The organism is Granulicella sp. L60, assembly GCF_009765825.1.
Classification (GTDB): Bacteria; Acidobacteriota; Terriglobia; order Terriglobales; family Acidobacteriaceae; genus Edaphobacter.
In genome coordinates this window covers 479,125-500,947 of the sequence record NZ_LMUR01000010.1, presented here as the reverse complement: position 1 = coordinate 500,947, position 21,823 = coordinate 479,125, and the positions used below count along the sequence as shown (strand labels likewise).

The following is a 21,823-nucleotide window of genomic DNA, read 5'->3' as shown; positions in this document are numbered from 1 at the left end:
CTTTTGACGGCGATTGTGCCGGGTAACAGTAACGACTTGAGACAAACGAGAGCGACAGCAGATTCCTTCGCTGCGCTGCGGAATGCCAACCAGAAGAACGGGCAACGACAATGGCTAACGCAGATTCCCTTCGGGAGTGACAAAAGGAAAGGGTGATGCGGGTCAAGCGTTTTGGGTGACGCGCTCCCAGAAGCTGGAGGTGAGCATGGGGTCGCGGTAGCGGGCGAAGTTCTGCCATTGGGGATAGAAGGTCTGGAACTGGGAGGCGGTCATGGCGGCGTCTTTGGCGGGGTAGAGGCGGCCGCCGAAGTCGCGGGTCATGTCGCCGAGGCGCTCCATGAGGGGGAAGCTGATGCCGGCTTTGATGGGAAAGTCGAGGGCGAACATGATGCCGGCCTGGGGGAAGCTCATCATGCCGAGGGAGGGAATGTCGCCGAAGGCCTTGAGGACGGCGAGGAAGCTGGCGAGACCGGACTTGGCGATCTCGTGGAGGATCGCGATGGTGCCTTCTTTGGCGTGCTCCCAGGGGATGGCGTACTGAAACTGGAGGAGACCGTTTTTGCCGTAGCCGCGGTTCCAGTGGAGGACCTTGTCGAGCGGATAGAAGAAGGGCTCGTAGTCCTGGAGGGTTTTGACGTGAGGCTTCATCTGCTTGTGGAAGAAGACGGTGTTGAACATGGAGACGGTGGTGCTGTTGAGTAGGAAGCCGGGAAGGTCGAAGGGGAGGGCGAGCTTGGGCTCGGGAGTCTGGGTCAGGGGGCCGGGGGTTTTGGAGTGGTCACCGGCCATGAAGACGCCGCGGGCGAAGTTTTTGCCGGTGGAGACGCAGTCGACCCAGCTGACGGTGTATTCGACGTGCTGGTACTTCTGCTTGAGTTCGAGGAACTCGTCGATGCCGTGGAACTGGATGCCCTCGTAGTCGATGAGGCGGGAGACGATGGGCTTGAGGCGGAGCTGGGCCCAGGTGATGAGGCCGGTGAGACCCATGCCGCCGATGGTAGCGGCGAACCAGTCGGGGTTTTCGGTGGCGGAGCAGAGGCGGCGGGTACCGTCGGAGCGGACAAGCTCGAAGCAGGGGACGTGGCAGCCGAAGGAACCGGCGACCTCGTGGTTTTTGCCGTGGATGTCGTTGGCGATGGCGCCGCCGAGGGTGACGTACTTTGTGCCCGGGGTGACGGGGAGGAAGAAGCCGCGGGGGACGGCGAAGTCGAGGATCTGGGCGAGGGTGATGCCCGACTCTGCGGTGAGGACGCCGGTCTCGGGATTGAAGTCGATGAGGCGATTCATGCCGGTGGTGAGGAGGAGGTTGCCGCCTTCTAGGAGACAGACGTCGCCGTAGCTGCGGCCCATGCCGACGGGGAGGGCGCCGTTGTGCAGGCCCTCGGCGACACGGGGGAAGTCGCTCTGCCAGTTGAGAGGGACGATGGTGGCGTTGTGTTTGGGGTAGCGGCCCCAGGATTGGAAAGCCGGCGGGTTTGAGGTAGCTTCCTCGGTGACGATAGGGTCGGCCATAGATACAGGATACTTGGTTCTGTGGGAGTTCGATGCAAAAGAAAGAGGCACGGCGGTTGCCGTGCCTCTTTTATGAACAGCAGATATATTTCTGCGTTTCTTATGCGTTACGCAGCGGCGGTGACACGGTTCGCAGCGTGCTGGTCGGCGGCGGTCATGAGGGCGCCTTTGGCCTGAACGGTGAGAGCAGCGAAGCCAGCGGCGTCGTTGGCGGCGATATCAGCGAGGATCTTGCGATCGAGCGGATTGCCGGCGAGCTTGAGGCCATTGATGAAGGTGGAGTAGCTCATGCCGTTGATGCGGCAGGCTGCGTTGATACGGACGATCCAGAGGGCGCGGTACTGGCGCTTTTTCTGCTTGCGGCCGGTGTAGGCGAACATGAGTCCGCGCTCGACGGCTTCCTGAGCCGCCTGATAGAGCTTGGACTTGGTGAGGAAGTAACCACTGGCGCGCTTGAGGATCTTTTTGCGTCGGTCGCTACGTTTTGTACTCCGTTTTACACGGGGCATCGTGACTCTCCTTTTGCGTACATCGTTTAAGCGGCTGGAGGTAAGGGTCGCATTCTCGCCTCAGTCAGAAATTGGTGTCTGAAAGAGTCTTGTGAGAACGACGATGGTGGCCTCTTCACTCGCTATGCAACTTCAAGTCTCGGTGGAATCGCTAACGCGGTTCCAGGGGCCGGAACGCTTTGCTGGCCCTTTGCTTTTTAAGCGGCTCGACTTGAATGACTTACTTCCCTGCTATCTAAGACTGAAGACGTTTTATTGTCTTTCGTCTTAGGCGTAAGGAAGCATCCGGGCAACCTTGTGATGATCCGCATCCGAGATGAGCGCCGAACCGCCGAGCTTACGCTTGGTCTTGGTGGCCTTGGAGGTGAGGATATGGCGCATCTTGGACTGGCCACGCTTGAACTTGCCGGTGCCGGTCTTGTGAAAGCGCTTGGCTGCGCCGCTGTGGGTCTTCAACTTTGGCATGGTGTTCCTGACGAAAACAGTGTTCTGGACAACTTACTGAGTATATACGATTTTGTTGCCGGAGCCTTGAAATTCGATAGATTCGGCTATTTGCTGGGGAAATGTCGATTTTTAACATCTTTACTGTTGACAAAGCGGGGGGTGCGGATGCGTAATGCGAACATTGGATTTGTTGTCGCCTGAGTAGATAACCCTCCCGATCTCTACTTTGACGGCGTGCGATTCCTGAGTGAGTTTCGGGCCTAGTTGAGCGTTTTTTCTTACGCTCCTTCCTTACAACCTCCCACGGCAGAGCATCATTTATCGCAAGATATTCATTCCATTGACGTAACGGGCCCCTATTCCACGCGATCAGGTTTCATGAACAAGTTTCATGACGATCCGCTTCATACGCGATCAGGGAGACATCATGGATACACCGAAGATCTGTTTGGTTGTTTTGGTCGGCTCCGTTCTGGCGGTTGCTCCGATAGCTTTGCTGGGTCAGGCTGCGGCGGCTGCAGCTCCAACGCCAGCCGCGGCTCCGGCACCGTGCTCGACGGATGCGGTGACGCAGGCCACGAACTCGGTGAGCGGAGCGGCTACAACGGTGAGCAAGGACACGACGACGCTTGCGAACGCCGGAACGCAGCTTAATACGGCGGAGCAGAAGTTCAACACCATGCTGTCCGGCTGGAAGAAGCCCAAGCCGCCGAGTACGACCACTCCGGCGAAGCCTGCTACAACCACGACGGCGACCGCTACGAATACGACTACGGCAAAGCTGACCCAGGTGGCGGGCGCGGCCAACTCGTCCGGGACTACCAGCAAGGCTCCCTGCCAACCGGCAAAACCGGCGGCTGCGGGAACCGGCGTGGCTGCTAACGGCAAGGCTCCAACGCCGCCTGCGGCAAAGACGGAGATGGCGAGCGCCGATGCGCCGACGTTTACGCTGATGCCGGACGGCGACTACATGCTGGGATACACGGGGACGGCGGCCGGGAGTCAGGCAGCCTATGCCAAGGTGAAGATGATCAGCCCGGCGGCTGCACCGACGGCGGCAAATCCGCATGATGGTGTGTATACGGATGGGAAGTCGTATTACATGGTGACGGGCGGAAAGCTGACGGTTACGCCGATTGGCGGAGTCGCGAGCAAGTAGGGTTGGCTGGGTTTCGATTGATATCAGCCTGATAGCTGCCGGGTATGTACCTGGTGCCAGCGGCGGCGTTTTATGCCTCCAAGAGGGCCGAGGAGAGGGGTGTCCGGGTGGGTGCGCGCGGGTACTCCGGTGGGTGCTCCGGGGAGTAATTTTGCCCCCGAAGGTGGTATACTTAGAAGACGGATCGACATGTCAGACTATGCGTAAAGCGCTGGAATAGCGCGGGTTTTCGCAAAGTGCGACGCGCAGGTGAGCGACTGAGATCCAGGCAAATCAGCAACCGCTGAATGGAGATACATGGCATCGACTGCAATCCCCACCGAAGGCGCTCTTTTGGAGCTTGACGCGGACACAAGCAACAAGACGGGTAAGGACGCTCCCAAGGGCGAGCACAAGCCGGGAAGCGGCTACTCCGCTGAGAACATTACCGTACTCGAAGGGTTGGCGGCGGTTCGGCTGCGTCCGGCGATGTATATCGGTTCGACCGGCGAGCAGGGTCTGCACCACCTGGTCTATGAGGTTGTCGACAACTCGGTCGACGAGGCGTTGGGCGGGCATGCGACGCGGATCGATGTGACGATTCACGTGGATAATTCGATTACGGTGGTCGATGATGGGCGCGGAATACCCGTCGACGACAAGGTGATCAACGGCGAGAGGATGCCTGCGGTGCAGGTAGTACTGACGATGCTCCACGCGGGCGGCAAGTTCGACGCCTCGAACTACAAGGTCTCGGGCGGTCTGCATGGCGTAGGCGTGAGCTGCGTGAATGCGCTGAGCGAGGAGTTCGACGTGGAGATCTGGCGCGACGAGCATGCGTGGGAGCAGGACTATTCCAAGGGCGCGCCGATCAGCAAGCTGCGGAAGATGGGCCCGAGCAAGCGCAAGGGCACCAAGGTTCACTTTCTTCCGGACAAGTCGATCTTTACCGTGACGGAGTTCAACTACGACACGCTGGCGCAGCGGTTGCGTGAGTTGGCCTTCCTGAACAAGGGACTGGAGATCCACCTTACCGACGAGCGCACGACGGACACGAAGACCGGCGAGAGCAAGCACCAGGAGTTCAAGTACATCGGCGGGATCGGGGAGTTCATCAAGCACCTGAACAAGGGCAAGGCAGTGCTGCACGACAAGCCGATCTACATGGAGGCCGAACGCGATAACGTGGCCATGGAGATTGCGCTGCAGTACAACGACGCTTACTCCGAGACGGTGTTTACGTTTGCGAACAATATCAACACGGTCGACGGCGGGACGCATCTTTCCGGCTTCAAGACGGCGCTGACCCGGACGATCAATGCGGCAGGACAGTCGCTGGGGCTGTTCAAGGATGTGAAGGAGAATCTGAGCGGCGACGATGTGCGCGAAGGTCTGGTGGTTGTGATCAGCGTGAAGCTGAGTCAACCGCAGTTTGAAGGACAGACGAAGGGTAAGCTGAACTCGGATATCGCGGGAACGGTGCAGGCGTTCGTGAATGAGCGGCTGGGCGCATTCCTGGAACAGAATCCGCAGGTCGCGAAGAAGATTATCAATAAGGCGATTGACGCTGCGCGTGCGCGTGAGGCTGCGCGTAAGGCGAGAGACCTGACACGGCGCAAGGGTGCGTTGGACGGCGGCGGTTTGCCGGGTAAGCTGGCGGACTGCTCGGAGCGGCAGCCGGATCGTTGCGAGCTTTATTTGGTTGAGGGAGAGTCTGCAGGTGGTACCGCGAAGCAGGGACGCGACCGGAAGTTCCAGGCGATTCTTCCGCTGAAGGGTAAGATTCTCAACGTCGAGAAGGCCCGCTACGACAAGATGCTGGGGCACGAAGAGATCCGCGCCATGATTACGGCGCTGGGTTGCGGCATCGGCAAGGACGACTTCGACGCGAGCAAGCTGCGCTACGGCAAGCTGATTTTGATGACCGATGCCGACGTTGACGGATCGCATATTCGTACGCTGCTGCTGACGTTCTTCTTCCGCCATATGACGGAGCTGATCAAGCGTGGACACGTATACATCGCGCAGCCGCCGCTGTATCGCATCAAGAAGGGCAAGTTCGAGCAGTACATCAAGGACGATCGCGAGTATGTAAGCGTGATGGTGAAGCGGGCGTCGGATGGCATGGTGATTCACTATGGCAAGGACGGCGGGCGGCTTGAGGGTGCGGCGCTGACGAAGTTTATGGCGCAGCTGAACGACTATCTCGGCTTCTTCGACAAGGTACAGAAGCGAGTACGCAATGAACAGGTAACGCGGACGTTTGCGGAGTTGTTCGCGCAAGAGGGTAAGGACTCGGCGCGGCGCGCGGACTTTGAGTCGCCTGCAAAGCTGGAGCAGATGCGCGAGAGACTGGTGGGCATGCAGAAGACCTACCAGTTCAAGAACGTTGGCGATGTGGTGATGGACGAGGAGCACAGAAGCTATTCGGTGAACTACACCGATGCGCAGGGTGCGGTGCGGACGATCGACTGGACGCTGGCGTCGGCTCCGGAGAGCAGGCAGCTACTGGCGAAGCATGCACAGATCAAGGAGCAGCTGGTGGCTCCGTTTCTGATCGAGTATGCGGCCAAGACCAAGGCTGCTGCTGCTGAGGAAGAGGCTGAAGAGATTGCGTCCGAAGAGGGCGTGGCTGAGAATGCAGCTGCTCATGGAACGGCGGCTGAGGCCAAACCGGGCAAGCGTTTGAGCAAGGCTTCGCATGATCCGGTGGAGAAGAACACGGCGCGTGAGGTGTTTGAATACGTCATCGAACAGGGACGCAAAGAGTACCAGGTGCAGCGGTACAAGGGTCTGGGCGAGATGACGGCTCCGCAGCTGTGGGACACGACGATGGATCCGGAGCGACGCACGCTGCTGCAGGTGAAGCTCGAAGACATTGCAGCCTGTGAGGAGATCTTTACAACTCTGATGGGCGAAGATGTGGAGAGCCGACGGAAGTTCATCGAAGAGAATGCGCTGGATGTGAAGAACCTGGATATCTAATCGCCAAGTGGTGGTGTAGCTGGAAGCATAAGCTGAAATATGGCGGTCGCTGTAAGTTCCCCGCTGCTGACGCTGCTGTTTGCATGCCAAGCACCTTGTTTACAAATGCTGAGGCTATGGCAAGGCATATAGCAGAGATATAGCGCGAAGTGAGCATTGGTAAGGTGGCTACAGAGCGAACGGATTGCCAGCAGTGACCCTCACCGCCGGCAATCCGTTCGGTTATGCCGTAGGACTGGACAACTCCGGCTGCAATACCGCGCCACTACCTGCGAGAACGGTGGAACTCCTGAACGTCACGGCGGTTCACGCCCAAGCAGTCGGGCGGACTGGAGGATAGGTCCCCGTGAACAACTTACTCGTACACTCCACACCCAGTTCGTTTCGATGGCCTGGTTGGATTCGCCATCACGTTCTGTTCAGAGGCGAGAGAAATAGACGCCTCATTGCTCAACACGATTAACTTCAAGTTTATCGGTGTGTCGGATCCTGCCGCGCAAGTCTGCCAGCAGGACCAGGAGTTTTTGTCTGCGGCTAATGAGTGCTTCGAACAGAGTGGCCTGCTCCAATGCAAACGCCTTGTTCGGCCCACACGCCTTCAGAAGCCCTGCAAACAGCCTTGCTGTCCTCGTCGATTGCTTCGGTCAGCTTGAAGATATTTCGTTGGCGTTCCTCCTTGTGCATCAGACACGGCTCCTTTTGCGATTCGCTGTTTCAAATCACCCATCCTAAACGACCCTTTTCGTTGCTCTTGGTAAATCGCCGGACCACTAACCCGCAGGCCGGAAATCCTCCAGCGTCTCTCGTCGCGGGTGCCCGCCGCTGCCATTGGCGAATATCGATCGCTCCGTTCCTCTTCTTCGGCTTCTGAAGGAACTTATGGAATTGCTCAAACAATACAACCGTCCCGACGAAGAGGAAGGAGAAGACAAAGCAAACCGGACGCAAACCCTAACGAAAAGAGAAATCCTTGTTCGAACATGCTCCACCTCAATTCGATTGCAGGAGATAGATGGCCCAGGGCTGTGTGGAGTCCTTGCCTATGAGGAAGATGGCGTACTTGCCGTTTGTCTGTCCGGCGACGTTGAGCTGTCCGGCGATGGCGACTGCCGAAAAGGAATAGGTGCTGCCTACGATATTGCTCGCATAGACAGTTCCAGCCCCAGCCCCACCAACCCACACGGTTGGTTGGGGCCTCTGTCGCCGATGGCTAGATTACTTCGACGCCACGTCGGTGAGCGTTCTCGGTCCCTATCCGGCAGACGAGTGATGATGATCACCGAAACAAGCTGTACTTCAAAGAAATACAATGGACACAAGCTTGTCAGATCCCGAATTTTGCAGCACTTCCAGTTTGTCTTCACCATCATTACTACCTCTTCCCGCAACTCACGATGGGGCTGGCATGGTTCTTGGTTTACTGGAAATGGCGCGCATCCAAGACTCGGGACGAAGAATACAACAAGGATGCCAGATTCTGGGCGGAGATCTTCGGGCTCAGACGGACATGGTCGAAACCGAGCTTCTCCATGAGGGTAATGTCGTCTTCTGTTGTGAAGGAACGAAGGCGCTCAACCGTGTAGTCGCGTGACTGAGCAAACCACAAACTTGCATCGATCCCGTGCTGAAGACTCTGCGCACGTCCCCACGCAATATCTGCCGATACATGTTGAGCTGTGGCTGAAGGATCTGTCGCCGTAAATCCGGCGCAGGTAATCGCTACGACGAAGATCGCGCTTTTAAAGATTGACATCGTGTCCTGGTTGCGTCTCGGATCAGAATCCGAGCCTGAGCATCACTACGCCATGTGAGGCGACTGGAGTCTCAAATTCCCCGGCGCTTGGCGGCAGATCCTTGTGCTGCCAGAGGTCACGAACGTGAAGCTTCAAGGAATGGGGGTATCCAAGGTCTTCCCAAGACACTGCGACTTTTCTCGATGTCTCGCTGCGATTGAGTAGGACGACAGCTCGGCCGCCATCCTTGAGAGGACGGGACCAGACCTCGAGATCGCCATCCTTCTTGACACGGTCGCCTTGTTTGCCGAGGGCGTCTTGGTCCACTGCAATCACTTCGGCATTGGTAAGAATTTCCTTCGTCTCCGGAGACATCGCGCTCAAGTCGTTTCCCGCCATGAGCGGTGCTGCCAGCTCTGCCCACAGGCTGAAATGGGAGCGGTATTCTTCCGTTGTCATACCGCCATTGCCGACCTCGAGCATGTCGGGATCGTTCCAATGACCTGGTCCTGAGAAGGAGGAAAGTCCGACCTGAAGATCCACTATGTCCATCATTCCGAGGCTGTAGGTTTTGTGCCCCTGCCAGTGATCCCAGATGTCCCCGGTGGTCCGCCATAGATTGCCAACGTTCGAGGCCCAGAGCCAGGGCTTCGCCGTGCCCCACTCGCACATGCTGAAAACGATTGGCCTGCCCGTGGCGCGTAGTGCGTCGCTCATGGTCAGGTAAGAGGACTTCGCGTCCTGGGTGCCCACGTTGCACCAGTCATACTTCAGGTAGTCAACTCCCCAGGCGGCATATTGAAGAGCGTCCTGATACTCATGGCCCCGGCTACCAGGGCGCCCACCACAGGTTTTCGTACCGGCATCGGAGTAAATTCCGAACTTCAGTCCTCGCGCATGAACGTAATCCGCGAGCGCCTTGATCCCAGTCGGAAACTTGGACTTATCGGCGGTGGTTTGTCCGTCGGCATCGCGCTCCCCTTGCCAACAGTCATCGATGACGATGTACTCGTAGCCGGCGGTCTTGAGTCCGCTTGAAACCATCTGGTCTGCCGCCTGGCGAACCTTATCCTCACTGATATTGCATGCAAACTTGTTCCAGCTATTCCAGCCCATCGGAGGCGTCAGGCTAAGACCATTGGCCGTGCGCGGTGGCTCGGGCTTCTCTTGCGCGTGTGCGACCGGCAGGAAGAAAAAGAGACAGACTGCAAGGAAACCTCGGTTATTCACAAAATATCTCCAATATCCTAAATATTGCCGGTATCGTCTACCACCGGATAAAGCCGGCTTGGAAAGCCTAACGACTCTTGCGTCGGTTAGCATCACTACTTTCGAGAAGAGCGCTCTACACAACTGATCGGGCAACTGCACTAGAGTTGCCGACTTAGGAGGCGCTGGGGACTTCGGTGGTGCGGGAATTGAAGTCCTGCCTCCCCTTCTTCCAACCGCCTTTGCAGCAAAATATAGTGGGTACTACTCAGAAGTGAAGGTCGAGGCCGGCAGATCGGATTGGTTGTACAGACCGCCCCTAGATTCATTGTCCCAGGCGTACCGAACGTAGCGTGGATCGGGCACTGCAGGGCTGGTGACGAGTACCGTCTCGTCTTGCACCACAGCATGAGCGGGATAGAATCGGTGGTCGTCTCCCGCAAGCTCGAAGGCTGACTGGAAGCTGCTCGATGAAGAAACGCCGGTCGGTGACAGTCCACCAACGTGAAGGCCGCCGGAAGCATTATCGAACCAAACACGCATGCCTTGGGCCTCCGCTGTCGCTTGGCGGAAGAGCGGCCCTGCGTAGCTGGAGGCGTGGTGGTAGACCATCCCATTTGCAGTCAGTGCCAGACGTGCCCCTACGGTCTGCTTGTCTGGTGGATGTACGTTGGCAGGATCGCCTACGTCTAGCGAGACGGCCATGGCTGTGTTGGCAACGGCCAGTGTACGTCTCTGCGCATCGCGGATCACGCCCCAGATCTCTCCATCTGAATGAAAGCTAGAGATCTGGACGTAGAGAAAAGGCAGGTTGCCCTGTCGCCATTGGGTTCGCCAGTCAGCGATCATCGCGGGAAACAGTTTGGCATAAAGCGGTGCCCGCTCTGGCGCGCTGTTGGTCTCGCCTTGGTACCAAAGGAATCCTTTCAGCGAGTAGGGCGTGAGTGGCGCAATCATGCCGTTATAAAGGCCTGCTGGCAACCAGGAGCCTTCTAGGGGATGCCAGGGATGTTTCGGCTTCGGTTGATGTGCCTGTAAAGCGGCCTCGTCCTCTCGTTTTTCAGCCGCTTCAACCTGCTCCAACCGGGTCTGTTCGTCGGCAAAACGGGCGCGGGTCGCGAAGGCCGGCATGAGCGAGGCATCACTGCTAAGAGCATCGAGGCTCATCCAAGACTCGATCGGAGTGCCGCCCCAGGTGGAGTCGATGAGGCCGATGGGAACGTGCTCAGAGTCGCTAACTCCACGTCCGAAGAAATAAGCCACTGCGGAAAATTCGGATGCAGTCTGCGGCGTGCAAAGTGTCCAGTGGCTGCCAATATCATTGACAGGTATGTCGGAGACTTTATGCTCAACCCGCAGCAGCCGGATCTGTGGATGATTGGCAGCTGCTATCTCCGTCTCGGCATTATTTACAACAGCGGAGCCAGGAAACCCACGCAGTGGCATTTCCATATTCGATTGGCCGGACGCGAGCCACACATCACCAATGAGGATGTCGGAGAAGATGAGCGGATGACTGCTCGGCGCTGTGCCATTCACCGTAAGGGTGTAAGGGCCGCCAGCCTCTTCCGGCTGAAGCCACACGCTCCACTCACCATAGCTATTTGCATTTACTGATCGCGATTGCGAATGAAGGGTTACGCTAACGCGCTCTTCAGAGGCGGCCCAACCCCAGATGTGAATTGGAACCTGCCGCTGCAAGACGGCGTGATCGCTGATGATCTGAGGAAGACGAACCTCCGCGGATACTTGGCACGCGCCAACGGCTGCGAAGAACATCCACCCAACGATAGAAGATTGAAAGCGTTTACCCATCAGAGAATTCTCTCTTTCTGCACGACATTTCGTTCGAACCGGCGATGCTTTCATCGAGTCCAGATTACAACGCGGCAGTGAGCGCGCATCGCGCCTTCACGCGAGCACAAGCGACTTGGCCTGTCATAGATTTCCACGGCTTACTAGTTAGGGATGATGGCAACACTGCACCTCGGCTTGCCAGCGAGGTGCAGTATCGAAATGAAGTACATGACCCGTTCTTTAGAAAAGCAGCTTGAGGGCGAACTGAATTTCTCGAGGGGTGTAATACGGTGCGTCACCACTAACCGAACCTACGCCGTTCGTACCGAGGGCGGAGTTCGGAACGGCAAAACTAGCCGTGTTGGTTAGATTGAAGATCTCTGTTCGGAACTCCAGGTGGACATTCTCATGCACTGGAAACTGCTTGAAGGCTGAGAAGTCAAAGTGGCGATAGTGCGGTCCATGCAGCGGATTGCGCGGTGCGCTACCCGCGGTTCCAAACGCCTGCGGTTGGAAGGCTGCCACATTGAAGTACTGCGCGTTGGTTGGGTGACTCAGCGTGGGATTTCCGATCAGGTTGGGCCGGTCATCTCCCGCGCCTGTATTGATCTGTGGCACATTGTTTTGCACGGTGAAGGGCAAACCTGACTGCCAGACCAGAATGCCGTTTGTGCTCCATCCTCCAGCGATGATCCTCTTATAGCCAGTCAGACTCTGGCCGAAGGGGAGCTGGTAGTTGAAAGAGCCGGCGAGGCGGTTTCGCACATCTGCGTCGCTGTTGCCGTAATCGTAGGTGGAGATCTGCGAGGGAATCAGGCCGTAACCCGCCTGATTGTCCTGGTTCAAATCCGCGGCGTTGTCCAACATATGGGCGAGGGTGTAGTTCACATTGAAGGTAAGCCCACGATTAATGCGGCGCTGAAAGGCAACCTCGGCGGCGTTGTAATAAGAGACGCCATGGCTGTAGGTCTGCGTGATGCTGGTTATGTTCGGCAATGTGTTGTTGAACGGACGAACTGATTGGAGCGTCGGCAGCGCGAGGCAGGCACTGCTGCCAGCTGGAGCACAGTTGTCCTGGTAGGCTTGCGCTGAGGGTAGCGGCACATCGATGTTTGGAATGAACTGTGCCAGATGGCGGCCGATATCGCTGACATAAGTAACGGTGAGTACATTAGAACCGATTTGCTGTTCGTACGTCAGACTGGTCTGGTACATGTAAGCGTTGCGGAAGTTCAGGTCCATAGCGTTTGCAATGGCGCCCTGCGGGTTTGTGATTTGACCGTTGTCGAGAACCGGGACGGGAAGGCCTTGCGAGATGTTGTACTCGGGAGCGGGCTGAAAGTTATAGACGAAGGGCTGATTCTGCCGATCACCCGAGGTGCCATAGTTGTCTGGAAAGAAGCTTATTCCGAAGCCGCCGCGCAGAACTGCCTTATGAGGCAGCGTAGCCGCAAATCCGAAACGAGGAGCCAAGTTACTGTAGTCGGTTTTGACACCAGCCGCGTCATTCACGCCGTTTACGCCCGCGAGAATCAGTGTGCCGGTCGCCGGGTCGAGATTGGATAGCCGATTGTGCTTTTCTGTATAGGGCGTGAAAACGTCGTAACGAACGCCTAAATTCAGCGTCAGCCACGGCAGAGCATGCCAGTTGTCCTGGAAGTAAACGCTCGGCTCCCACGTGCGATAGGAGATGGGAAACAACTGATTGCTCCGCTGAGCCGAAAAAGCTGTTCCTTGAAGCATGGAGATGAGAGTGCAGGTATCTGCCTGTTGGTTATTGCACGGGGCCAACAGACCTGCGGCTACTTGGTTCGCCGCAAAGTTGTCATTGAAGGTGAAAGCTCCGGCAGCAAATGCACTCTGAATATTGGTCGCCTGGCGCCGAATCAGCGTAGCTCCTATCTTCATACTGTGGTTGCCCTTGTTGACCGAGAGCGAGCCATTGTATTGAAAGGTATTATCAAGATCCTGCAGCGGCAGATACTCGCCATCGCCTACAGATCCATATCCGCTCGGCACAAAGGGCGTCAGGAAATGAGATGTCGGATCCGCATAATTTGCCCCTGTCAGTCCGAACTGCGACGAAACAGAGTTACCGAAGTTCAGCGGCAACGAAGCATTGTTAATACGGGTGTAACCAGCTTTTAGCTCGAGTAGGACGGATGGCGTAAAGACGTGAACGAAATTGAGGGCGACGTTCTGCTCCTGCTGGTTCGACGTCCCGTCTTCACCATAGACATTGCCGCCCGGTTGAATGCCATTGACGGCAGGAAAAGGTCCTGGAGTGTTCGTGTTGGTTCTATTGATGGAGTAGCGGACAAAGAAGAGATTGTTCTGATTGAAATGCTCGTCGAAACGTATATCAGCCAGTTCCGCGTTCTGCGTGTCGTTCGGAGAGCTCACGAAGTTGTTTGAGAAGCCTGCTTTGTTTGGTGCTGGGTACAGCTTGTAATAGTTGAGCGCGATCGGATTGAGCTGAGCTTGCGTCAAGACCGGACCACCTGCATCGGAAAAGTTTCCTGGATTTTGTTCTTCGAAGAGGGTAGGAACAGTAACGGTACTGGTCGTGCCTTGCACACGGCGCAGCCCTTCAAAATCAGCGAAGAAGAAGCTCTTATCGCGAATGATCGGGCCGCCGATGGAGCCCCCAAATTGGTTTTGGCGAAACTCTGGCTTCGAGCCTGTGGTGGCGAAGTAGTCACGCGCGTCAAGCTTGTCGTTGCGCAGGAATTCATACACCGAGCCGTGGAAGGTGTTTGTGCCCGACTTGGTCAAAATGTTGATGACAGCTGCAGCGGTCCGCCCTACCTCCGCGGTGTACTGGTTTGTCTCAACGCGGAACTCTTGAATTGCATCGATTGATGGGCGGATGCCGATGGTGCCGATAATGCGCTCGTTGTTGTCCAGCCCATCAATCTGCTCCGTATTGACCATCGTGCTCTGGCCGTTTACGGAGACCGCGGAGGTTTCGCGTCGATCGTCAGGGCGCGAGCCGCTCGCGATGGAGTTCGCTGTTCCCGAATTTGCACCGGGCACGAGCTGTGCGAGGTTGATGAAGTTTCGTCCGTTTGTCGGAAGATTCTGAACCGCATCTCCGCTGATGGTAGTGCCGACGGTTGAATCATCCGTCTGGAGCACGGGTGGCGCGTCAGTTACGACGATGCGCTCATTCAAAGAGCCCAGCTGCAATCTTGCATCAATGCGCCGTCGGTCTCCTGCGGAGACCGGTATTGTAGGCTCGCTAAAGATGGAAAAGCCTGGCGCCGAAATCCGCAGCCCGTAGGTGCCAATCGGCAACAGCGTGAAGGTGTATTCGCCCGCAGAATTAGTGACGGTTTTTCGGGTTTCGTGTGTTCCAGAGTTCTCAATCGCAACTTCCGCATTTGGGACGATGGCGCCAGTACTATCCGTTACTGTTCCGAGAATGTCTGCCGTGATGTTTTGAGCCTTGGCAAGGTCTGATACAAGCAGCAAAATAGTGATAAAGCTGCTGAATACAAAAAACTTCCTTATTTGAATCTTTATCATTTCGGGGCCTCAACATCTCGAAACGCCATGCAAGACCATTGGCATTTCTGGTTGTGATTCTGTTTTTAATACGGCTGAAGACTAAATTTATTGACCGGAAACGTTTACCTCAGATAAAAAATCATGAATTGAACCCGATCAGCCTGAAATCAAAAGCTATGCCGTCGCAAACACACGATTCATTGAGCTTTCACTCTTCCTTGGAACGACGATGACATCTTGTCAAAACTTCTCCAGTTGATCTCGACTCGAACTGTGAGCTATGACTTGAGCGATATTGAGTGATAGTTCAAGGCTGGATAGATGAGTGACCATGCATCCTCTCGCTTCTCTAATTGAATATTCGGTCAACGTGATATCGTTATCATCGCGTCTGAAAAAATATAGAGATGCCGAGCAACAGTTGTCAACTAACGCGAAAACTTGAATACGAAAGATTTGATCATCCGCTTACTTTCTTTTCTCATAATCCCAATCTTGAATGATCATGAACTTTCTATAGTCAGTCCGTCCGGACCTCTGCCGCTAACAATTAGTTTCATTAGCGGCTAAGCTGGAACCGATGTATCGCGACTCATACGTTTTGCGCAGACATCATCTCGATGAGGGCAGTCCTCGCGGTGGGACGAATTTCACTGCAGATTCGCTCAAACCCCTGCCCAGCCACGAAAGGTCCGCGTAACCACTCCAACGAAGCGAAGGCACCGGCAACCTTGCTCGCTGGCAGCACCTTACGCTTCAAAGAAAAGCATACGGAACCCTCCGGAGATTGCTTCAGACAATCAAGTCACTCGTGTCAGCGCACGCCCACCCCAGAGCCAACTGCTAGGAATGACCTGTCGCCATCTCGCGTGAGACTATGCGCGGGTCCAGCGCGAGACTTGATTCGGAAAGTTATGCTGTCCAGTAAGCGTCGCTCGTCCGGAGATCGAGTCGAGTTCGTGTAGCAGTGCGCGCGCCTCGGGCGTCGCATGCGTATTAACTGGTTCAGCTGTCGGCATCACAGAGGCTGTAATCTGTGCTCGTCCGATCGCAGGTTGTACAAGCACAAAAAAGACGGCGAGAGCTACCAGCAAGCGTTTCATTCGAAGTCGATCTCCTAGCAGGGGTCTTCCCGCTGTAACGCATCCCTTGTACCCAATCGCATCCACCAAAGCAAGCTGAAGAATCTAAGGTTGTCGAGTCTCTGCAATTCTCCAGCACCGAATTAGCTCTCGGCAGATCCAGTCTCCTTGTTTGTGGTACCCGCGATGACTGCGTTGGATCGCGAAGCTATCGCTGCCACTAACCGAGCTTTATAACCAACTTCCACAATATTCTCCGCAGCACGACAAGCAGAGTTCAAAGTTGGAAAGCTTAAAGGTCGTTTTAAGGCGATTCGCTTTGGCGGCGATGAAGTGAATGTATTCCTGATTCAGGGATAATTAGCGAGCGATATAGCCCGCGGCCCCTCCGGTATCTAGTGCCCTGGCAAGCACGAAGCATTAATCGGCAACTGATCGCCGTATATTTCTACGCTGGCGTCGACTTACCTCGAAGGTGTTGGATGCATAGAGGCTGTTTTATCGAACTCCTCCACACAACAATCAACTCGCTGCGATTCTGGAGATATTTAGTCTTGTCCACTATCTACATCGAGACCTAGACATCTCTCTGGCGGATTGCACGCGGAGAAATTGAAGCGTCGACTGCATCTACAGCGCTGGCCAATTTCGGGATGCCGGGGTAAGCGTGATGAACTCCGAGACGAAGGGTAGATGGGGTGACCCACGATACAGCAGCGATCACAAACACTATGGCCATCTCCGGTGATTACAGGATTCTGCTCAATGGCAGTCGTTATTGCACATAGAAATGATGGGTCAAGTTTCAGGGATCTGCAACCAACTCTCTAGCCATGGCTTTTGCCGTGTCGTCCCTCTCAGTTTGTGTCGCCGTCTTCCTCACGCCTGCTCAGCGATCGGTTTGAGGATGGATTCTTCGAAGTGCGAATGTCCGATAGTGCAGGAGAGTGGCAGAGTTAGTTGAATTACGCGCAGGAAAAGCGATTGGCAATTTTTTATTGACACTCATGAATTGGATCTTATATAAGCTTGCTCCGAATGGTATCGATAACATTTAGAGAAGCGAGAGAGCGGACCAAAAAGCTCTGTTGTTGCCATGAATAAAAAACAAATTGAAGTAAACGTAATCTCTCAAAGCGAGGCAACATGAGAAAGATCCTCTTCGTATCCTGTTTTTTCCTTCTTCTTAATGTAGGGTTCGCACAGAGCCCAACTGGGACTATTCGTGGGACGGTATCCGACACGTCAGGCGCAGTGGTGCCTGGAGCGACCGTCGCCATCACCAACGTTCAGACGAACGAGACAAAATCATCAACGTCAGATAACGAAGGTCGTTACATCATCAACTTCGTACAGCCGGCGACGTACTTCGCCGTAGCAACGGCGAAAGGATTCGCAACCCAGAAACAGGAGAACATTCTTGTGGAGGTCTCCATCAGTCGCTCTGTCGACTTCAATATGTCGATCGCGAGGGTGACGGCCCACGTCGAGGTCAGCACGACTACGCCTCCACTGGAGACCAGCACGTCCACCGTCGATACTGTGGTCACGGCACAGCAGATCTCCGATCTACCGCTGAACGGCCGAAACCCAACGTCGCTAGAGGTTCTTGTTCCTGGCGTCAATACCACGGGCGGCGCTTCGACACCGCACATTGCAGGATCACGAAACGCCAATAACGAAGAACAGATTGATGGCCAAACGAATATTCTGCCTGAGAATAACGTTGGGAATAACTCGACGGCGTTGACGCCGATCGTCGACTCGGTGCAAGAATTTAGCGTACAAACAAGCGTGCTTCCTGCGCAGTATGGCCGATTCTCAGGCGGCGTCATCAGTCTGGTAACTCGCTCTGGTACGAATCAGCTTCACGGAACACTGTTCGACTTTACGCAGACGAATGCCTTGTACGCGAAGAACTATTTCTCGTCTGGACCCGTCCCAGATTCACATCTGTACCAGTATGGAGGCACCATCGGCGGCCCGATTTGGATTCCTCATGTCTTCAACGGCCATAATAATACGTTCTTCTTCTTTGCCTTCGAAGACTCGAAGCAGTCTTCGAATACCACCGAGACAGACACCGTGCCGACCCTGTTCGAACATAACAACCCAGGTAACTTCAGCGACCTACCTACAAATATCTACGACCCTAATACCGCAACCGCAGCGAACGGTTTTTACCGGACCCAGTTTCAGAGCAACGGGGCTTTAAATGTGATTCCGAAGGCTCGGCTTAGCGCTGTCGCGTTAGCTGCTTTCGCTTATTATCCGCTGCCTACCAATACCGGCCTAACCAATAACTACGTGGTTACAGGTCCGTCAGTGAATAACTATTACCACTTCGATCTGCGGCTTGATCATGACTTCGGACCGAGATGGCATAGCTTCGTACGCTTCTCCCATATTAACAATCCGTCGGTGCCCTTTGCCGACTATCCTGGCGCCAGTCTGCCTGCTTCTCAAGGGGGCAACGGCCCTTCTACCAGCACGGCGTATAACGCTTCTTTTGACAACGCGATTACGCTGTCGTCTAGCCTTGTGATGGATCTTCGCGCCGGATTTACACGTTCGGCGGTAACCCGTACGGCCTTCGGCGGCGATAACTTCAATCTTTCGTCGCTCAATCTTCCTGGCTCATATGTCGCAACCGCTTCAGCGAATGCCGCAATCTTTCCGAACTTCTCCGTAGGAAACGGCTATGCAAGTCTTGGGTCTAACGGATACGTTCCATTGTTGGAGAATCCTTCGGCTTTTGATTTCAATCCCAGCATCGTGAAGGTTCTGCACGGACATTCAATCACGATGGGAGGAGAGTTCCGCAAGCTTTTCCTGAACTTTCACCAATTTGGTTTTCCTTCCGGTCAGTTCAACATCGATAACACATTTACCGAGAGCCAGGTGCCGAACGAACCAGCCATCACCGGCCAACCGACGGTTAATGGTGGCAACCCGCTTGCGACCATGCTTCTGGGGATCGGAACCGGCGGCCAGATAACTCACGATACGTCACTCGCAACGGCAAGCGCGTACAACGCCATCTACATCCAGGATGACTACCAGATAAGGAAGAACCTAACTGTCAACGTCGGCCTGCGATGGGACGTCGAAGTGCCGCGTACAGAGCGTCATAACAAGTTGGATTATTTTGACCCGACGCTTCCGTCACCACTTGCGGGCCTCGTTCCCGCTAGCGCATGCATCACTTGCGCCAACCTTATGGGCCAGATGGTTTTTGTAGGAACGCCTAACAGCAAGTACGGACGTCACCAGGGTCCAATTCAGTGGAAAGACTTTGCTCCTCGGATCGGCCTGGCTTGGAGCGCCGACGACAAGACGGTGATTCGTGCCGGGTACGGTCTGGTCTTTCAGGCCTCCGCATTGCAGGCCGCAGGCACAAGTGGCGGCGCTGGTACGGACGGGTTTACCAGTTCGACTGGCTTTAACTTCACTCTTAACAATCAGCAGACTGTCAACACGACCTTCGATAACCCTGCCCCGACCGGCTTCAATCTTCCACAAGGGGTCGCTGGCGGTGCGGGAACATTTCTGGGCGAAGGCATCTCCGATACGTTCTTCGATTCCTATAGAAATCCTTACACCATCCAGGGCAACCTGACCATTCAGCGCTCGCTGCCTTTGCAATCCGTCATTGAGGTAGGTTATCTCTACAATCGGGGGAACTTCCTTATCAACGGTGACCCGGGAGTTCCTTTCTCGCAGGTAAATCCGTCCTTTCTCTCACTCGGTTCGCAACTAATCAATAACGTGCCAAATCCCTTCTTTGGCATCATCACCACCCCAGGATCTCCACTCGCATCTTCGACCGTCCCGATGAATTTCTTGTTACGGGCGTTTCCACAGTACAACGGAGTTTCGAGCTACCGCAAACCTGACTCCGGCTCGCATTACAACGCGTTTACGGCCAAGCTTAATAAGCGGTTGTCGAACGGGCTATCGGTCCTCATCTCGTTTACCGCATCCAAGCTGATGGATAACGCTGCAAGCGTTGTCAACTACCTGGGACCGACGAGTCAAACGTACGTCAATCAGTACAATCCGAAGGCTGAGTTTGGTCTTTCATCGCAGGATATCTCCAGGACGTTCGCGGCTGCCTATGTGTACGATCTTCCCTTTGGCCGCGGCAAACTCTTCCTGAACAACGGAAACCATCTGGTAAATGAACTTGTCGCCGGATGGCAGACAAACGGGATTGTTCAGTGGAACACAGGAACCCCTATTGTGCTGGGCGGCGCTCAGAACTCGGACGGCTTACTAGGTTTCACGAATCGTCTCGCGGAGGCGTCCGGTGACCCACATCTCGCGCATCCTACGCTTGCCAAGTGGTTCAACACCGCATTATTTACTCAGCCGGCGCCTTTCACCTTTGGCAACGCTCCACGCGTACTACCGAATGTGCGCGTGCCAAGCTATGTCGATGCAGACATGTCGATCTTCAAAAACAACTACATCGGAGCCAACGACCGATACAACATCCAACTTCGCCTCGAGGCATTCAACGCGCTCAATCATCCAGTATTCAGCGGGCCGGACGTGGGGCAGACAGATGCCAACTTCGGCGTTATCACATCACAGTCAAATACCCCGAGACAGATTCAGCTCGCGGTGAAGTTTATCTACTAACCTGAGAAAGCCAGGAGATGCCCGTATGGACTCCTGGTTTTTCAAGGAATGGTTTGTCTACGATTCCTCTCAATGTCCTTTGTAAGCAATAGCAGAGCCAATCGTACGGAGAAAGTATCTTGTAAGCTTTATCCAGGATAGTGACTACGGAGATAATTACACGCCCCGTCTCTCCCTACGATACGGTGAATGAGCAAAATCGATGAAAGATTGGCAGGTAGCTGATCGCATTCGAGGACGATTCTGACTCAGTTCCAACCGAACCAATGCGAAAGAGGACACACAAATGTTGACGCGTCGCAATTTCATTCAATCTGCTTTCGCCTCTTTGGCCTATAGCACTATATTTTCACGCGAACGGGAGCTACACGCCTCTCCGTTTGGGTTGCCGATAGGCCTGCAACTTTATTCGGTACGCGAGCTTTTGCCGAAGGACTATGCAGGCACGCTGAAGCAGATCGCGGGGCTCGGGTATGGCGAGGTCGAGGCTGCAGGATACTTCAATCACAGTGTGGTGGAGGTGAAACAGGCGCTGCATGATGCAGGACTACGTTGTCCGAGCGCTCACTACTCGTATAACGATCTGCACCGTGATTTCGACAAGATCGTGGCCTTCAACCAGGAGCTCGGCGTCCATTACATCATCTGTTCGTTTCCTGGAATCAAAGATCCCTCACGGCTGAAGGATAGATCCATGGCGACGCAGGTGCAGTCATTCACGCTAGACGACTGGCGCTGGAATGCGGAGGAGTTCAATCATATGGGGGAGAAGATCAAGAAAGCCGGAATGCAGTTCGGCTACCACAACCATACGATGGAGTTTCGTGCACAAGATTCCGTGGTTCCGTTCGATGAACTGCTGCGACTGACCGACCCGGCGCTGGTTACGATCGAACTGGATTGCGGATGGGTGATGGTAGGAGGTGGGAGCGCAGTCGATTACTTGAATCGCTATCCTGCACGAATTTCGATGCTGCACGTTAAGGATTTCAAGAAGACAGATAAGCCAGCCTCGGTTTTAGAGCCTCCGCCAGCGGCCGAGTTGGGACTCGGCACAGCTGACTATCATCCGATCTTTGCCGCGGCCAAGAAAGCGAATATCAAGCACTACTTCGTCGAGCAGGAGGCATTCGACCGGCCACCCATGGATGCGTTGAAGATCGATGCGGATTATATGAAGAATTTTAGTGTTTGAGATTGCTACTTGTTGCTATGTATTTACTTTGCGCCGAAAGCCATTATTAATGGCCTCTAATA

Annotated in this window: 14 protein-coding genes; 6 read left to right on the top strand and 8 right to left on the bottom strand. The window is 55.0% G+C overall.

The features are described 5' to 3' along the window. Positions 1–162 precede the first annotated feature (162 nt). The 3 genes from GSQ82_RS05290 to rpmI form a co-directional block, all read right to left on the bottom strand. The gene (locus GSQ82_RS05290; RefSeq protein WP_158790951.1) at positions 163–1,512 is read right to left on the bottom strand and encodes an FAD-binding oxidoreductase; all 1,350 of its coding nucleotides are present in this window, start codon (positions 1,510–1,512) and stop codon (positions 163–165) included. Positions 1,513–1,619: 107 nt separating this feature from the next. Continuing rightward, on the bottom strand, positions 1,620–2,021 hold the full coding sequence (rplT, locus tag GSQ82_RS05285) for a 50S ribosomal protein L20 (protein WP_158790950.1): 402 nt from the start codon (positions 2,019–2,021) through the stop codon (positions 1,620–1,622). 267 nt (positions 2,022–2,288) lie between these two features. Further along, complete coding sequence (rpmI, locus tag GSQ82_RS05280) at positions 2,289–2,486, bottom strand: 50S ribosomal protein L35 (protein WP_158790949.1); 198 nt, start codon at positions 2,484–2,486, stop codon at positions 2,289–2,291. Between the two features lie 373 nt (positions 2,487–2,859). Here rpmI and GSQ82_RS05275 point away from each other — a divergent pair, with 373 nt between their 5' ends. From GSQ82_RS05275 to GSQ82_RS05265, 3 genes are all read left to right on the top strand, one after another. Beyond that, complete coding sequence (locus GSQ82_RS05275; protein ID WP_158790948.1) at positions 2,860–3,627, top strand: hypothetical protein; 768 nt, start codon at positions 2,860–2,862, stop codon at positions 3,625–3,627. A gap of 297 nt (positions 3,628–3,924) precedes the next feature. Continuing rightward, positions 3,925–6,591 carry a DNA topoisomerase (ATP-hydrolyzing) subunit B gene (gene gyrB, locus GSQ82_RS05270; RefSeq protein WP_158790947.1) on the top strand — a complete coding sequence of 889 codons (2,667 nt, stop codon included), beginning with the start codon at positions 3,925–3,927 and terminating at the stop codon, positions 6,589–6,591. Positions 6,592–6,775: 184 nt separating this feature from the next. After that, entirely contained in the window at positions 6,776–6,931 is a 156-nt protein-coding gene (locus tag GSQ82_RS05265) for a hypothetical protein (RefSeq protein WP_158790946.1), read from the top strand. Between the two features lie 650 nt (positions 6,932–7,581). On the opposite strand, the gene GSQ82_RS05260 is transcribed toward GSQ82_RS05265, so the two are convergent. Then, positions 7,582–7,773: a hypothetical protein gene (locus GSQ82_RS05260; RefSeq protein ID WP_158790945.1), complete on the bottom strand. Its 192-nt coding sequence runs from the start codon at positions 7,771–7,773 to the stop codon at positions 7,582–7,584. Between the two features lie 212 nt (positions 7,774–7,985). On the opposite strand from GSQ82_RS05260, the gene GSQ82_RS25575 reads away from it, so the two are divergent. Then, positions 7,986–8,174, top strand: coding sequence for a hypothetical protein (locus GSQ82_RS25575; RefSeq protein ID WP_158790944.1), 189 nt, complete (start codon positions 7,986–7,988; stop codon positions 8,172–8,174). Positions 8,175–8,366: 192 nt separating this feature from the next. Here GSQ82_RS25575 and GSQ82_RS05250 read toward each other — a convergent pair whose 3' ends face one another. From GSQ82_RS05250 to GSQ82_RS05235, 4 genes are all read right to left on the bottom strand, one after another. Then, positions 8,367–9,647: a glycoside hydrolase family 27 protein gene (locus GSQ82_RS05250; protein ID WP_216847020.1), complete on the bottom strand. Its 1,281-nt coding sequence runs from the start codon at positions 9,645–9,647 to the stop codon at positions 8,367–8,369. 150 nt (positions 9,648–9,797) lie between these two features. Then, positions 9,798–11,348, bottom strand: a complete 1,551-nt coding sequence (locus tag GSQ82_RS05245) for a sialate O-acetylesterase (RefSeq protein ID WP_254061436.1) — start codon at positions 11,346–11,348, stop codon at positions 9,798–9,800. A gap of 222 nt (positions 11,349–11,570) precedes the next feature. Then, positions 11,571–14,804, bottom strand: coding sequence for a TonB-dependent receptor (locus tag GSQ82_RS05240; protein ID WP_158790943.1), 3,234 nt, complete (start codon positions 14,802–14,804; stop codon positions 11,571–11,573). Positions 14,805–15,715: 911 nt separating this feature from the next. Beyond that, positions 15,716–15,943, bottom strand: coding sequence for a hypothetical protein (locus GSQ82_RS05235; RefSeq protein WP_158790942.1), 228 nt, complete (start codon positions 15,941–15,943; stop codon positions 15,716–15,718). Positions 15,944–17,068: 1,125 nt separating this feature from the next. On the opposite strand from GSQ82_RS05235, the gene GSQ82_RS05230 reads away from it, so the two are divergent. Continuing rightward, on the top strand, positions 17,069–20,566 hold the full coding sequence (locus tag GSQ82_RS05230; RefSeq protein WP_256370043.1) for a TonB-dependent receptor: 3,498 nt from the start codon (positions 17,069–17,071) through the stop codon (positions 20,564–20,566). A gap of 286 nt (positions 20,567–20,852) precedes the next feature. Beyond that, a complete protein-coding gene (locus GSQ82_RS05225) occupies positions 20,853–21,761 on the top strand; it encodes a sugar phosphate isomerase/epimerase (RefSeq protein WP_158790940.1) in 909 nt (302 codons plus the stop codon). Positions 21,762–21,823 lie beyond the last annotated feature (62 nt).

What these genes read in the sequence shown, in the direction of transcription:
- GSQ82_RS05290 (WP_158790951.1), bottom strand. Translation starts at nt 1,512, where the DNA reads ATGGCCGACCCTATCGTCACCGAGGAAGCTACCTCAAACCCGCCGGCT.
- rplT (WP_158790950.1), bottom strand. Translation starts at nt 2,021, where the DNA reads ATGCCCCGTGTAAAACGGAGTACAAAACGTAGCGACCGACGCAAAAAG.
- rpmI (WP_158790949.1), bottom strand. Translation starts at nt 2,486, where the DNA reads ATGCCAAAGTTGAAGACCCACAGCGGCGCAGCCAAGCGCTTTCACAAG.
- GSQ82_RS05275 (WP_158790948.1), top strand. Translation starts at nt 2,860, where the DNA reads ATGACGATCCGCTTCATACGCGATCAGGGAGACATCATGGATACACCG.
- gyrB (WP_158790947.1), top strand. Translation starts at nt 3,925, where the DNA reads ATGGCATCGACTGCAATCCCCACCGAAGGCGCTCTTTTGGAGCTTGAC.
- GSQ82_RS25575 (WP_158790944.1), top strand. Translation starts at nt 7,986, where the DNA reads ATGGGGCTGGCATGGTTCTTGGTTTACTGGAAATGGCGCGCATCCAAG.
- GSQ82_RS05250 (WP_216847020.1), bottom strand. Translation starts at nt 9,647, where the DNA reads ATGCTAACCGACGCAAGAGTCGTTAGGCTTTCCAAGCCGGCTTTATCC.
- GSQ82_RS05245 (WP_254061436.1), bottom strand. Translation starts at nt 11,348, where the DNA reads ATGGGTAAACGCTTTCAATCTTCTATCGTTGGGTGGATGTTCTTCGCA.
- GSQ82_RS05235 (WP_158790942.1), bottom strand. Translation starts at nt 15,943, where the DNA reads ATGAAACGCTTGCTGGTAGCTCTCGCCGTCTTTTTTGTGCTTGTACAA.
- GSQ82_RS05230 (WP_256370043.1), top strand. Translation starts at nt 17,069, where the DNA reads ATGAGAAAGATCCTCTTCGTATCCTGTTTTTTCCTTCTTCTTAATGTA.
- GSQ82_RS05225 (WP_158790940.1), top strand. Translation starts at nt 20,853, where the DNA reads ATGTTGACGCGTCGCAATTTCATTCAATCTGCTTTCGCCTCTTTGGCC.